This is a genomic window from Streptomyces sp. NPDC051364 (genome assembly GCF_040682115.1).
Taxonomy (GTDB): domain Bacteria; phylum Actinomycetota; class Actinomycetes; order Streptomycetales; family Streptomycetaceae; genus Streptomyces.
The window spans coordinates 611,363-625,848 of sequence record NZ_JBFBAH010000002.1 but is presented as its reverse complement, the minus strand read 5'-3'; the positions used below and the strand labels follow the sequence as shown (position 1 = coordinate 625,848).

The window sequence follows — 14,486 nt, the reverse complement described above, 5'->3', positions numbered from 1 at the left end:
ATAGCCCTCGGCCCAGATCCGGAGCGCCTCATGCCCAGCGACCCGCTCGTCCCCACTCCCGCGCACAGGTTCACCTTCGGTCTGTGGACCGTCGGCTGGCAGGGCCGGGACCCCTTCGGCGACGCCACCCGACCCGCCCTCGACCCGGTCGAGACCGTGGAGCGGCTGGCCGAGCTCGGCGCCTACGGCGTCACCTTCCACGACGACGACCTGATCCCCTTCGGCGCCGGCGACGCCGCCCGCGAGCAGGCGGTCAAGCGTTTTCGCACCGCACTCGACACGGCCGGGTTGAAGGTGCCGATGGCCACCACCAACCTCTTCACCCACCCGGTGTTCAAGGACGGCGCCTTCACCGCGAACGACCGTGACGTCCGCCGGTACGCGCTGCGCAAGACGATCCGCAACATCGACCTGGCCGTGGAACTCGGCGCCTCGGTCTACGTCGCCTGGGGCGGCCGCGAAGGCTCGGAGTCGGGCGCGGCCAAGGACGTGCGCTCTGCCCTCGACCGGCTGAAGGAGGCCTTCGACCTGCTGGGCGAGTACGTCGAGAGTCAGGGATACGACCTGCGCTTCGCGATCGAACCCAAGCCCAACGAGCCGCGCGGCGACATCCTGCTGCCCACCATCGGACACGCCCTGGCGTTCATCAACGAGCTGGAGCGGCCCGAGCGGGTCGGCCTCAACCCGGAGGTCGGCCACGAGCAGATGGCCGGGCTAAACTTCCCGCACGGCATCGCCCAGGCCCTGTGGCACGACAAGCTGTTCCACATCGACCTCAACGGCCAGACGGGCATCAAGTACGACCAGGACCTGCGCTTCGGCGCGGGCGACCTGCGCCAGGCCTTCTGGCTGGTCGACCTGCTGGAGTCGGCCGGCTACGACGGCCCCCGTCACTTCGACTTCAAGCCGCCGCGCACCGAGGACTCCGCCGGCGTCTGGGCTTCGGCGGCCGGCTGCATGCGCAACTACCTGCTCCTGGCGGAGCGCGCCCGCGTCTTCCGGTCCGATCCGGAGGTCCAGGCCGCGCTCGCCGCCTCCCGGCTGCCCGAACTGGCCCTCCCCACCGCCGCGGACGGCTTGGCCGGGCTACTGGCCGACCCGACCGCCTTCGACGCATTCGACGTCGACGCCGCCGGCCGCCGCGGCATGGCCTTCGAGCAGCTGGACCAGCTCGCCCTCGAACACCTCCTCGGCACCCGCTGAGCCGGTGTACCCAAGAGCCGGGCCGTGGCGTTCCACGGCCCGGCTCCGCTACGCCTTGGCCGCCGGTACAGGATGAGGAACCCCAGCCGATGCGCGGCTGGGGTTCCTCGGTGCGGCGAGTATCGGTCAGCAGGTGGAGTTGCCCACGCCGTAAACCGCTCGTCTACGCGTCGACGGACCGCACCCCATCGCGATCACCGCGGTTCAGGCGGGTCAGCGCTGCAGGGTGAGCAGACCCGGCCGGTACGGCAGCTTCAGGTAGTCGGTGCCCTCCGGTGTGTTGGTGGGGAGGCCCTGGTAGAGGAACTGCAGGTTGCAGGGATCGATGGTCATGGTCTGGTCGGGGTTGTTGCGGACCAGGTCACCGTGGCTGACGCCCTTGGCCCAGGTGGAACCGCTGTTGGCCTGACCCGCGAAGGGGCTGCTCTCGCTGCCGGCCTGGACGGTCCACGGACCGTTCAGGCTGGAGGCGGTGAACGAGCGGAAGTAGCGGTTCGAACCCTGCGCCTCAACGATCATGAGGTACTGGTTCCGGCCCTGGACCTTGTAGACCTCCGGCGCCTCGAACAGAAGGTCCGTCGCGTCGCTCATGACCGTCGTGTACGAGGAGCCGAAGTTGCCCGGGAAGTTCCCGATCGGCATGCTCGCCCGGTAGATCTTGCCGTTGTCGGCGGCGAAGAACAGGTACATGTTCTGGTCATCGGCGATCATGGTCGGGTCGATCGGGGCGTCCCTCCGGTCCCCGGGTCCCACGGGCAGGCTGCCGGTGAACAGCGGCTGCGCGGCGGACCAGCCGTTGGGGTTGGTGGGGTCGCTGGACGTGCGGTAGTAGAGCGGCCACTGACTCCACTGGGACACCATCACCCAGACGTTCTTGGGCGCGAAGTAGAACAGTTCGGGCGCCACCGCGGGCTCGTTCATCCCGGTCTGGGTGGCCGCCCCCATGTCCGACCAGTTCGTGAAGGGACTGAACGCCGTCGAGCCCCACGCCGTTCCGCTGGAGGTGGTCGCGTAGACCAGGTGCTTGCCGTTGTACGTGGTGGTGCTGAAGTCTTTCAGCGCGAGCTGCCCGTTCGCCGGCTGCGCCAGCGGAGCCGTCGAGGTCCACCGGTAGGTCGACGGAAGAGCACACGCGTTGCTCGCCCCGGACAGGCCGGTCCACTTCTGGTTGGTGCCAGCGTGGCACGACCAGATCTGCACCCCCGTGCCGTTGGCCGTACCCCAGCCCGAGACCTCCAGGCACAGCCCGGACCGCACGCCGACGATCGTCCCGTCGGGGTTCACCCGCCACTGCTGGTTCTCACTGCCGTTGCACGTCCAGATCTGCACCGGGGTCCCGGACGTGGTGGCGCCGCCCCGGACATCCAGGCACTTGTTGCCGTACACGGTCAGCTGGCTGCTGTCCGTCAACGTCCACTGCTGGTTGATTCCACCGTGGCAGTCCCAGATGTACACGTTTGCGCCGTCGGACTGACTGAAGCCCGCCACATCGAGACAGCGGCCGGAAGCAACACCGCGCAAGTCGCTGGTGGTGGCCGCCTGAGCCGGGCTGGCGACGAGCAGCGCCGCCAACGCTGCCAGGGCGGCAACCGCGGCGGCGAGCACCGCGGACAGGTGTCTGCGGCTGGAACTCTGTCTGCGCATTGAGATCTCCTTTGTGACCGGATGAGCCGTCACGCGGTTCAGGCAGGGGCGACCTGTCCTCGGCACCTGCGGATCCGGCTGGATCGGGCACGGCGCGTCGGAGCGGCGGCAAGGTGTGGCCCCTGGGGTGGGGGGGACGCCGGAGCATTGTTAGCGCTAACAATTTGCAGTTCGCACATCGGCGTTGGAGGCAGGAGACCAGGGGCCTGAGCGACTGTCAAGATCTTCTGCAAGAATCCGTCGGATCACTGAAGCAGAATCAGGACGGTCAACCGCACGGGGATTTGCTGGAGTTGAGGCCCAGCAAGTCGGCCTCAACCCGTAGCGGCACGGCACTGCCCACCTGAAGTCAAGCGACTCTGCCCGCGCACGATTCCCTCCGCCGGCTCGTCGTCACACTGTTCCCGCAGACGACCTCGCCGAGGTTGCCTTACAAGGCGATCGAGTCGCGAATCCCCATGGGCGGTCGAGTCGTCGCGGGGCTCCGGGCGGCCAATTTGCCTAAGCCATACCAACTGCAACAGGCAACGAGCCATACCCAGAGCCCATGGGCTCCGGCGGTCCTACGAATGAGCGGTCCGAACCCGCAGTAAAAACGTAAGACCAGGCAACCAACCCCGGGCGCCCAGGTCGCGTACGCCGCGGTGGCCGAGACCGAGCAGCAAGTACCGTGCCTGGTAGCCGCCTCAGGCCCCGGATCTGTTCTCCACCGCAGCCATGGGACCCTCAGCCGGCTGCTGGATCCGACCGCGACGTGCGGCATGGAACCGACACGCCGGGCGGGGCGGGCCCCGCGAAACCCCGTCACACTCCCGTCCTCGAGCAGACGAACGGCCGACGGTAGGCTGGCGGGTGCCCAGAACCAAGATCCGGTCCACTCGTGGATACGCCTCACCCCAGCCGCAGAAGCCGCCGCTTGCGGTCAGCCCGCCCCGGACGTGCTCGATGGGCGGGCGCATCGCGGAGAACGGCGATCCCCCGCAACTTCGTTGCCCCAACGGCGATCCGAACAGACCCTTGACGGCACACTTGTGAGCGTTAACACTCAGGTATCGCCAGGCCGGAGCCGCCGCGAACCCGGACTTCACACAGTGCGAGGAGACGACTCCCGGCCGGCCCCGCTCGACCGCTTCCGGCTTCTCCCAACCGGGTCGCACCGTGCCGGTCGCGGAACATCACTGGAGGAACTGTGCGGAAGCTTTCAGCGGGCCTTGTCACCCTGGGTCTGACGCTGTCGCTGGCAGCCTGCGGCCAGAGCGCCAACGGAGCAGGCGAGGGTGGGGCCGGCGGGGAGGCCAAAGGCGGCCTCGTCGGCATCGCGATGCCGACCAAGTCGTCGGAGCGCTGGATCAACGACGGCAACAACATGGTCAAGGAGTTCCAGGCCAAGGGTTACAAGACCGATCTCCAGTACGGCGACAACGTCGTGGAGAACCAGGTCTCCCAGGTGGAGAACATGATCACCAAGGGCGCCAAGCTGCTGGTGATCGCCGCCATCGACGGTTCCTCGCTCACCAACGTGCTGCAGAAGGCCGCCGACGCCCACATCCCCGTCATCTCCTACGACCGGCTGATCCGCGGCACCGGGAACGTCGACTACTACGCGACCTTCGACAACCACAAGGTCGGCGTCCTCCAGGGCAGTTACATCGTCGACAAGCTCGGCCTCAAGGACGGCAAGGGCCCGTTCAACATCGAGCTGTTCGCCGGCTCGCCGGACGACAACAACGCCACGTTCTTCTTCAACGGTGCGATGAGCGTCCTCAAGCCGTACATCGACGACAAGAAGCTGGTCGTGCAGAGCGGCCAGACCTCCTTCAACCAGATCGCCACGCTGCGCTGGGACGGCGGCCTCGCCCAGTCCCGGATGGACAACCTGCTGAGCAAGTCGTACACCGCCGCCCGCGTCGACGCCGTGCTCTCGCCGTACGACGGCATCTCGATCGGCATCATCTCCTCGCTCAAGGGCGTCGGCTACGGTGCCGGCCAGCCCATTCCCGTCGTCACGGGCCAGGACGGCGAGCTGGCCTCGGTGAAGTCGATCATCGCGGGCGAGCAGACCCAGACCGTCTACAAGGACACCCGCCAACTGGCCAAGTCCGCAGTCCAGATGGGCGACGCGCTGCTGACGGGCGGCAAGCCCGAGGTCAACGACACCGGCCAGTACAACAACGGCGTCAAGACCGTACCGGCGCAGCTGCTCCAGCCGGTCAGCGTCGACAAGGAGAACTACCAGAAGGTCCTGGTGGACAGCGGCCAGTACACCGCGGACCAGCTCAAGTAGCCCACGGAGCCCGACCGACGGGTCCGGCGACGACGAAACGGCGGTGCGACGCCCACGGGACCGCCCGGCGCCGCACCGCCCCGACGATACGGATGCACAACCATGGCCCGACCCGTTCTCGAGATGCGGTCAATCAGCAAGACGTTTCCCGGTGTGAAGGCCCTCTCCGAGGTCAACCTCACCGTCACCGCGGGTGAGGTGCACGCCGTCTGCGGTGAGAACGGCGCCGGCAAGTCCACGCTGATGAAGGTACTCAGCGGGGTCCACCCCCACGGCGGCTACCAGGGCGAGATCTACTTCGAGGGCGAGCCCTGCCGGTTCCGGGACATCCGGGCCAGCGAGCAGCGCGGCATCGTGATCATCCACCAGGAACTCGCGCTGGTGCCCTACCTGTCCATCGCCGAGAACATCTTCCTCGGTAACGAGCACGCCACCCGGGGCGTCATCAGCTGGCACAAGACGCTGACCCACGCCGCCGCACTGATCCGGCAGGTCGGACTCGACGAGAGCCCGCACACCAGGATCGCCGATCTCGGCGTGGGCAAACAGCAGTTGGTCGAGATCGCCAAGGCGCTCGCCAAGAAGGTCAAGCTGCTCATCCTGGACGAGCCGACGGCCGCCCTGAACGACGAGGACAGCCGCAAGCTGCTCGACCTGATCCTCGAACTCAAGGCACAGGGCATCTCCTGCATCCTCATCTCGCACAAGCTGAACGAGATCGCCCGGGTCGCCGATGCCGTCACCATCCTGCGCGACGGGCGGACCATCGAGACCATCGCGATCGGTCCCGAGGGCGTCTCCGAGGAGCGGATCATCCGCGGCATGGTCGGCCGCGACCTGGAACACCGCTACCCCGAGCGCGCCTCCGAGATCGGCGAGGTCGCCTTCGAGATCGAGGACTGGAGCGTCCAACACCCGATCGACCACCGGCGCAAGGTGGTCGACGGCGTCTCCCTCAACGTCCGTCGAGGCGAGATCGTCGGCATCGCCGGCCTCATGGGCGCAGGCCGCACCGAACTGGCCATGAGCGTCTTCGGCCGCTCGTACGGGCGGTGGACCGGCGGCCGGGTGCGGCTGGACGGCCGGGAGATCCGTACCCGGACGGTGCCGGAGGCGATCGGGCACGGCATCGCGTACGTGACCGAGGACCGCAAGCAGCTCGGCCTCAACCTGGGCGACGACATCAGCCGGAACATCTCGCTGAGCGCCCTCGGCAAGGTCGCCCGGCGGGGCTGGGTCGACCGGCACGAGGAGGCGAGGGTCGCCGAATCGTTCCGGCGGACCATGAACATCAAGGCCCCCTCGGTGTTCGCGCAGACCGGCAAACTCAGCGGCGGCAACCAGCAGAAGGTCGTCCTCAGCAAGTGGATCTTCGCCGAGCCGGAGGTGCTGATCCTCGACGAGCCCACCCGGGGCATCGACATCGGCGCCAAGGCGGAGATCTACACGGTCATCGCCGAGCTCGCCGCCCAGGGCAAGGCGGTGCTCGTCATCTCCTCCGAACTCCCCGAACTCCTGGGCCTGTGCGACCGGATCTACACCATGGCCGAAGGCCGGATCACCGGTGAGGCCAACCGCGCGGAAGCCACCCAGGAATCCCTCATGCGGCTCATGACCATGAGCGCGGCATACCCCGACAAGCAGGTGTGAGGCATGGCCCAGACCAAGACCACCCCAGACACCACGCCCCGCACACCGGAGACCGGCCGACGACCGTCGGCCGGTGCCGTACTGGCCCGAGCGCTGCGCGGCAACCTGCGCCAGTACGGGATGCTGCTCGCGCTGGCGCTGATCGTGCTGTTGTTCCAGTTCTGGACGGGCGGCATCCTGCTCCAGCCGCTCAACATCACCAATCTGATCCAGCAGAACGGCTACATCCTCATCCTGGCCATCGGCATGATGATCGTGATCATCGCCGGGCACATCGACCTGTCGGTCGGGTCGCTCGCCGCCTTCGTCGGGGCGGCCGCGGCGGTGATGATGGTCAAACACCACGCGCCGTGGCCCGTGGCGCTGGTGGCCGCGCTGCTGATCGGGGCTCTCGCCGGAGCCTGGCAAGGGTTCTGGATCGCCTATCTCGGGATCCCCTCATTCATCGTCACGCTGGCCGGCATGCTGCTGTTCCGCGGTGGGACCCAGATCCTCCTGCAGGGCCAGTCGGTGGCGCCGTTCCCCAAGGGCTTCCAGAACATCAGCAGCGGCTTCCTCCCCGCGGTCGGCCCCCACACCAACTACCACAACCTCACCCTGCTGCTGGGCTTCGTGGTGCTGGTCGTCGCGATCCTGCAGGAGGTGCGCGGACGGCGGCGGGCCGCCTCGTACGGGCTGGAACCGCTCCCGGCCGGTCTGTTCCTGGTGAAGCTCGGCGCGATCACCTCGGCCGTGGTGGCCTTCACGCTGCTGCTGGCCAGCTACCACGGGGTGCCGATCGTCCTCCTGATCCTCGGCGTCCTGCTGGTCGGCTTCGGATACGTGATGCGCAACTCGATCCTCGGCCGGCACACCTACGCCATCGGCGGAAACGAGGCGGCGGCGAGGCTGTCCGGGGTGAAGAGCAAGCGGGTCGTCTTCCTCGCCTTCGTGAACATGGGCGTCCTCGCGGCCCTGGCCGGGATGGTGTTCGCCGCGCGGCTCAACGCAGGTACGCCGCAGGCCGGCATCAACTTCGAGCTGGAGGCGATCGCCGCCGCCTTCATCGGCGGCGCCTCCGCGAGCGGCGGTGTGGGTACCGTCCTCGGCGCGCTCACCGGCGGTCTGGTGCTGGGCGTGCTGAACAACGGCATGTCGCTTGTCGGCGTGGGCACGGACTACCAGCAGGTGATCAAGGGCCTGGTACTGCTGGCGGCCGTCGGCTTCGACGTCTACAACAAGCGCAAGGCCGGAGGCTGACCCTGCGGCCCCGCTCGCGCGTCAACGATCCGCTCGAAGAAGGTCTCGTGCTTGAGGAAGGAGACATCGTACTCACGCCCCGGGTACGGCGGGATCAGCTGCTCGCGGGTGTGCACGAAGTGGTGGTCCACCCGGGGCTCCGGGCCCACGAGGCTGTGCAGGGCCCCTGCCACCTGCGGAAGTTCCAGCAGCCGACGGACGAAGGATCCCTGCGCACAAGCCTCGGACAGCGACGTCCCGTACCGCACCGGCGGCACCCCGTCGGCCAGCACCGCCAAGCCCTCGGTGTTCATGTCCGCCGGCATCCGTGCCGCCCAGCCCGTTTCCCCGCACCCCCTCGCTCAGTGAGCGGACCGATGCGGGACACCGCTGCCCGGCCGCCCTGAAGGACCCGCCGCGCGCCTGCTTCCCACAGTCGGCAACCTTTTCGCGTCCTGCGGCGACCAGGCAGTGCACCTCGACTCGGATCTTCGAACGGACGGACATGCAGACTTCACGGCAGGCCGCGCGGCAGCGCAGGCGCAGACACAGGCTGATGCTCGGTACGGCGGTGATATTGACCGCCGCGGGCGTCCTCTTCTGCCTGGTGACGGCCATGCTCCCCGACCCCAAGGCCGGGGCCGGGGCCGGCGCTGGGGCCGACGTGGCCGCCCCCGCCGCCACCCGTACGGGAGCCGCCTCCTCGGCCCCGACGAGCCCCGCACCCCCGGCGGCCGGCTCGCCTACCGCGGCGACCCCGAGCGCGACCGCCGCAGCAACCACCGCGGCGGCGGCGCCCCCGCCTGCGGCGAAGAAGACCCCACCGGCGGCATCCACCCCGGCACCGTCGGCAGGACGCATCCGGCCGGGTACCACCTACAAGGGCGTCGCCACCGCCTACGCCGCCGCCGACGGCAACGGCGCCTGCCTGTTCGGCCCGAGCGACGACCTCATGATCGCGGCGATGAACACCACCGACTACGAGTCGTCCAGGGCCTGTGGCGCGTACGTGCGCGTCCGCGCCGCGAACGGCGCCTCGATCACGGTCCGGATCACCAACGAATGCCCGCTCCCCTGCGCGCCCGGACAACTGGACCTCAGCGAACAGGCCTTCGCGAAACTGGCCGAGCTCAAGGTCGGCCGCATCCCGATCACCTGGAGCCTGGTGAGCCCCCGCACGTCCGACACCCTCTCCCTCCGGTACAAGACCGGGTCCAGCGCCCACTGGTGCGGCATCCAGGTGATCGACCACCGGAATCCGGTCGCACGGCTGGAGGTACGCACCAGCAAGGGCTGGCGGAAGCTGCCCCGTACCGACTACAACTACTTCCTCTCCGCCGACGGCGGTGGGTGCGGCGGCGCGATAAGGATCACCGACATCTACGGAGAGCAGTTGACGGTCGACGGGACCGCGCTGCTGCCGAACGTCGCACAACCGACCAGGGTCCAGTTCGCCGCGCACTGAGACTCACCGCGGCGGGGGGCGGAGCCGGGGCACGCCGCATCGGCGCGCCCCGGCCAACCGGGCACTGGTACGCTGCCGCCCGGATGTTAGCGCACACATTTTGCGGAGGGGACGACCACCGGACATGGTCCTCGATGACGCGTCCGCGGAGTTCCACGACTTCTTCGAACGCCACTACGCCGAACTCGCCCGGTTCGCCCGTCTCCTGACGGGCGAGGCGGACGGCGCCGACGATCTGGCCGCGGACGCCCTGCTCGCGCTGTGGCAGCGCTGGGACCGGCTGCGCCAGGCCGAGTACCCGCTCGCCTACGCCCGTGGCGTGGTCGCCAACCTGGCACGGTCGCGGATCCGCAGCACGGTGCGCGAGCGCCGCCGGATCGCCCTGTTCTGGTCCCGCGGTGCGGAGCCGTTGCACGGTCCGGACGTGGCCGGCGTGGTGGACGTGCGGACCGCTCTCGCCCGGTTGCCGTTCCGGAAGCGGTCGTGCGTGGTCCTGCGGCATGCCTTCGACCTGTCCGAGAAGGACACCGCTCTGGCGCTCGGAATATCGGTCGGTACGGTGAAGAGCCAGACCTCGAAGGGAATGGCCGAGCTGGAACGGATGCTGGGCAGCACAGGAGCAGCCGGGGAACTGTTGGCGGGGAGGAGGAGCCGTTGAACGAGGAACTCACCAGGCGGCTGCGCGCGGCCGCCGAGGCCCACCAGCCCGACCGTGCCCGGATCCTGGCACGCGTGGAACGCGGCATGTCCGGTGCCCCCGTCCGCCACCGCGAGTCTTCGGGCGCGAGGCCCTGGCCCAGGATCGCACTCGCTTCCCTGGCCGCGGCCGGCACTCTGGCGGTCGGCGGCTTCGCCGTCGCCGCCATCGTCCAGTCGCCGCCGGCCCGGCCGGATGTCTCGGCCACCCCCGTCGCGCCCGCCGCGCCCTCCGTGCCGTCCGTGCCGTCCGGGACTCCCCGGCCGACACCATCGGCGCCCGCCACCGGCCGCCCGACCACGCCGGACCGTTCGTCCCCGACGGGCCCCAGCCCTTCGGCATCAGGCGCCGCGGGCTCGGCCCGGCCGGGCAACGCGCACGTCCAGGACGGGCCTCTGTCGTCGGCCGGCTCCTTGGGCACGAACAGCAACAGCTTCTGGGCGCAGAGCAACATCACCCTGAAGTCCACCCAACCGCTCACCGCACTCACCGTGGAACTGCGCATCACGCAGACCGGCGCGGTGCAGAACACCGGCAGCTGGCGGACGCTGCCCGCCGAGGATTTCACCGTCACCGTGCAGAACGAGGGCGGAGCAGTGGTCTACCGCTGGATCCTCAAGCCGGGCCGCACGGTACCGGCCGGACAGCATGTCTTCGCCGGCCAGTACAACCACGCCGCCGGCGCACGCGAGGTCGAGCACGACGGCTACCGCGTCGACGCCGGCGGTCCCCGCGGCGCCCTCTCGGTCTGGGGCGGCTTCACCCCAGCACGATGAGGCCGTGCCGCTTCGCCGGCCCGTGGGTGAACGGCGCGGACCGCCGCCCGCCCACGGGCCCGGAGCATCAGGACAGGTCGCCGTACACCACGCCACGGCCGTAGGCGCCCAGGTAGACCCGCCCGTACACGTCCGGGTCGCCAATGATGACGTTGACGGCGATCCCGCCAAACTGGTGCTGGTCGTCGTTGATCCGGACCCAGACCGAGCCGCCGTCGGTTGAACGGAACAGCCCGGTGACGCCCTTCACCTTCCCGCTGAGGTACAGCGCCTGGTACCGGGCGCCCGGGGCCGGCTTGCCGAAGCCGACGGCGCTCGCCTGCTCCACGCCGCCGAGCTTGCCGAAGCTCTTCCCCCCGTTGGTGGAGTGCAGGAGTCCGTTGCCCCCGCCGGCGATCCACAGGTCACCTGCGATGCCCGGAACCGTCTTGAGCTGCCCGCCGACCAGACCGGTGGCCCGGGCGGTGAAGTGCTTCCCGCCGTCGGTGCTGGCGTACAAGGTTCCGCCGCTGAGGGCGTAGAAGGTGTTCGCCGCCGACCGGTCGGCCACGACGGCCGTGTCCTTGGGTAGACCGGAGACCGCTGTCCAGGCCGAGCCACGGCTGCCCGAACGGAACGGAGCCTGGCCCGCGGGGGTCCACACCACGGCGGCGCCGTCAGCCGAGACGGCCACGGAACCGCCGCCCGCATCGGGCACCGGCGGTGCGGCGAACGGTACCCAGCCGACTCCGCCGTCGGCCGAGTAGGCGCCGTGCTGCTCGCCACCGAGACCGACCCGCACCATGAACCGCGGCTTCGACTGGGCGAAGTCGATACCCGTGGTGTTGGTGAACAGCGGCCCGGACAGCGCCTTGGCGGGCACCTTGGTGAGGTCCTCGTGCCGGAAGCCGCTGACATCGCCGAGCGCACTGATCAGGGGAAGACCAGGGGGCTTGATCAGCCCGAGCGTCGCGGTCTCCTCCAACCCCTTCGCCGGGATGGTCCAGTGCGTCGCCCGCCCGCTGTCCGCCGCGGTCACGTCGTGGCTACCCCACATCCCCGATCCCGTGCCGTACAGCACGTGCCCGGAATCGAAGGGGTCGATGGCCAGGGCGCCCATCCAGTGACCGATGCCGGTGCCCACGTACGGCGCTGCGGAGCTGTCCCGGACCGAGGTCGCGCCGAGCGCCTTCCAGGAGGTGCCGCCGTCGGCCGACCGGTAGATCTCGTCCGAGGGCCACCAGCGGTCCAGCGTGGTGACCATCACCGTGGACGGGCGCTGCGGATCGACCGCCAGGCCGGCGAACCCGTAGCCGCCACTGGACGGCGAGATGTTCTTCCAGCCCCCGGTGGACGGCGTGTGCTTCCACACCGAACCGGCCGTCACGCCGTTCGGGCCCGGCGCGTTGGTGTACGTCAGGTACAGCGAGCCGTCGCCGGACAGCACACCGTGCTGCGGCAGCAGCCCCTTCGGCTGGCCGGGCACGGCCTGCCAGGTGCTGCCACCGTCGGTGGAGCGGTACAGCGAGGTGGTCTTGTCGGCCACCCCGACGTAGATCGTCCGGCTGCCGGACGGGCCGAAGGTCACGAAGGAGAGGCCGACGCCGCTGCTCGCACCGTTCTTCACGGGGAAGCTGCCGACCTGGCTCCACGTCACGCCGTAGTCGGTGCTGCGCCAGAGCCCGTTCTTGCGGGTACCCAGGTAGAGCGTGCCGTGATCGGACGGGTCCACCACCAGCCGCTCGCCCATGGACCGGCCGTCCTCGTTGCCGCCCAGTTTGAACGGCAGATCGGTGCGCTGGAACGTCCTGCCCTGGTCCCTGGAGCGCAGGATCGCGCCGTTGCCCGCCCAGTCGTTGGTGTAGGTGCCGCTCGCGAGGTACAGGCGGTTCGGGTCGACCGGGTCGGTCGCCAGACTCTCGATTCCCAGCAGGTTCCAGTCGGCTCCGCCGATCCAGTCGGTCAAGGAGGTCCACCGGGCGGCGGTCGCGTCCCAGCGGTAGGCGCCGCCGATGTCGGTCCGTGCGTACAGCAGGTCCTTGCGGGCGGGGTTGAAGACCAGCCCGGTGACGAACCCGCCACCGACGATCTGCGCGTTGTGCCAGGTGTACCTGCCCGAGCCGCCCGCCTTCACCAGCTTCCACCGCTGGTTGGTGCCCCCATGGTCCGCGTACTGGATGAGCGGCACGCCGTCGCCGCTGGAGCCGCCCCACACGTCCAGCACCATGCCGCTGCTCCGCGAGACGATCTTCACCGCCGCACCGCCGGCCTTCTCGATCTTCCACTGCTGCGCGGCCTCGCCGTGGCCGGACTGCTGCTCGATGGCGGCCGCCGACTGTATGGAGGCACCCCGCACACCGAGGACCTTCTTGCTGCTGCGGTTCTCCAGCTCGTAGTAGCCGTCCCCCGTCGGCCTCAGCCGCCAGTGCTGACTCGCGGCACCGGCCACGCGGCTCTGCTGCCGTGTCCAGGCGCCGTCCGACGTGTCCGCGCCGGGCACGTCCAGCACCTTGTCGCTGCGCACGGACACCACCTCGTAATAGGCGTCGGAATCCAACGTCGCGGCCTCCGAGTCCGCCTGCACGAACAGCAGGTAGGGGCCGAGCACACCGGGCACGCCCAGCGCCAGACCCATCGTCGTCCAGCGCCGGCGGTGGCGTCCACGCGTACGTCGCGCGCCACCGGCCGCGCGCGTGCGCCGACCGCGACCGTGCGCGGTGGGATCCGTCTCGTTCATGGGGGGCTCCTCGCTCCGAGCCTGCCTCGCACACCGGTTCTGGTCAGCGGTGCGCAGCAGCATGCGGCGGTGTGATCGGACGATCCGTGGGTGTGATCGTCTTCGGGTCGCCCGTCAGTCGCCACAGCTCCGCAAAAGGTTGCCGCCCGCCGAACCGACGGCAGGCCAGGGCGATCTTCCGCAGGGCCGGCAGCAGTGGCGTCGGCCTTCAACACGCATCTCAAAGCGGAACGGGTGGGCAGGACAGGGCAGGAGAAGGGGCCACCGGACGGTGATCATCTGGATCACCTGCGGGTTCTTCGGTTCATCGGGCAGCCACGAGCAACCGGCGGACCAAGGTCGCGGGCCAGGTACGGGGCTACCGCCAGAACGCGAAGACCCTGCTGTGACCAGCAGGGCAAGAGCCAAGCCTCCGCTGCAGAAGGGAGGCCGCCGGCATTCGCCCCCTGCGGTCACCGAGATCAGCAACGGGGGACATGGTCAGGACCGATGCTGACTACTTGCTGACCCGGACCCCGATAGCACGCCGCTGACCTGCGGAAAAGCCCAGATGTCAGATGTAGGACTTGAACATGGTACGAAGCATGCGAATACTCCCGATATGTCTGCTCCCTGCCTGCTTCACGCAGGTCAAGGGCGGTCTCCGGAGCCTACAACGATTCGCATGTTCGGTCAGCTGTCCCCAGGTCTTTCAGGACTCATGCTGACCAATCGCTGACTTTCCTAAAACTTCATCAGGTTGACGTGGGTTGGTCCGGCCACCGCACTGCGTGAGCCCCCTGGGTCCGGCGCAGCCTGCCAAGGCCTCCGGCCCGCCGTCAGCGTTCCAGGGA

At 69.2% G+C, this 14,486-nt stretch carries 10 protein-coding genes; 7 read left to right on the top strand and 3 right to left on the bottom strand.

The features are described from left to right. Positions 1-30 precede the first annotated feature (30 nt). Positions 31-1,203: a xylose isomerase gene (xylA, locus tag AB0M76_RS06570; protein ID WP_365951834.1), complete on the top strand. Its 1,173-nt coding sequence runs from the start codon at positions 31-33 to the stop codon at positions 1,201-1,203. A gap of 213 nt (positions 1,204-1,416) precedes the next feature. Here the strand turns inward: xylA and AB0M76_RS06565 are convergent, their stop codons facing one another. Continuing rightward, a complete protein-coding gene (locus AB0M76_RS06565; protein ID WP_365951833.1) occupies positions 1,417-2,847 on the bottom strand; it encodes a non-reducing end alpha-L-arabinofuranosidase family hydrolase in 1,431 nt (476 codons plus the stop codon). A gap of 1,189 nt (positions 2,848-4,036) precedes the next feature. Between AB0M76_RS06565 and chvE the strand changes: the two genes are divergently transcribed. The 3 genes from chvE (at position 4,037) to mmsB (ending at position 8,020) form a co-directional block, all read left to right on the top strand. Next, complete coding sequence (chvE, locus tag AB0M76_RS06560) at positions 4,037-5,131, top strand: multiple monosaccharide ABC transporter substrate-binding protein (protein WP_326586706.1); 1,095 nt, start codon at positions 4,037-4,039, stop codon at positions 5,129-5,131. Positions 5,132-5,233: 102 nt separating this feature from the next. Beyond that, a complete protein-coding gene (gene mmsA, locus AB0M76_RS06555) occupies positions 5,234-6,781 on the top strand; it encodes a multiple monosaccharide ABC transporter ATP-binding protein (RefSeq protein ID WP_365951832.1) in 1,548 nt (515 codons plus the stop codon). Positions 6,782-6,784: 3 nt separating this feature from the next. Beyond that, positions 6,785-8,020, top strand: coding sequence for a multiple monosaccharide ABC transporter permease (gene mmsB, locus AB0M76_RS06550; protein ID WP_365951831.1), 1,236 nt, complete (start codon positions 6,785-6,787; stop codon positions 8,018-8,020). On the opposite strand, the gene AB0M76_RS06545 is transcribed toward mmsB, so the two are convergent. Beyond that, a complete protein-coding gene (locus AB0M76_RS06545) occupies positions 7,993-8,313 on the bottom strand; it encodes a hypothetical protein (protein WP_365951830.1) in 321 nt (106 codons plus the stop codon). The genes mmsB and AB0M76_RS06545 overlap by 28 nt on opposite strands. A gap of 191 nt (positions 8,314-8,504) precedes the next feature. On the opposite strand from AB0M76_RS06545, the gene AB0M76_RS06540 reads away from it, so the two are divergent. The 3 genes from AB0M76_RS06540 to AB0M76_RS06530 all read left to right on the top strand — a co-directional run bounded on the left by AB0M76_RS06540 (position 8,505) and on the right by AB0M76_RS06530 (position 10,937). Continuing rightward, positions 8,505-9,464 carry an expansin EXLX1 family cellulose-binding protein gene (locus AB0M76_RS06540; protein WP_365951829.1) on the top strand — a complete coding sequence of 320 codons (960 nt, stop codon included), beginning with the start codon at positions 8,505-8,507 and terminating at the stop codon, positions 9,462-9,464. Between the two features lie 124 nt (positions 9,465-9,588). Beyond that, positions 9,589-10,122 carry a SigE family RNA polymerase sigma factor gene (locus AB0M76_RS06535; protein ID WP_112447285.1) on the top strand — a complete coding sequence of 178 codons (534 nt, stop codon included), beginning with the start codon at positions 9,589-9,591 and terminating at the stop codon, positions 10,120-10,122. Continuing rightward, positions 10,119-10,937, top strand: a complete 819-nt coding sequence (locus AB0M76_RS06530; RefSeq protein WP_365951828.1) for a hypothetical protein — start codon at positions 10,119-10,121, stop codon at positions 10,935-10,937. The genes AB0M76_RS06535 and AB0M76_RS06530 overlap by 4 nt, the downstream gene beginning before the upstream one ends. Positions 10,938-11,004: 67 nt before the next feature. On the opposite strand, the gene AB0M76_RS06525 is transcribed toward AB0M76_RS06530, so the two are convergent. Then, positions 11,005-13,551: an RICIN domain-containing protein gene (locus AB0M76_RS06525; protein ID WP_365951932.1), complete on the bottom strand. Its 2,547-nt coding sequence runs from the start codon at positions 13,549-13,551 to the stop codon at positions 11,005-11,007. Positions 13,552-14,486: the final 935 nt, after the last annotated feature.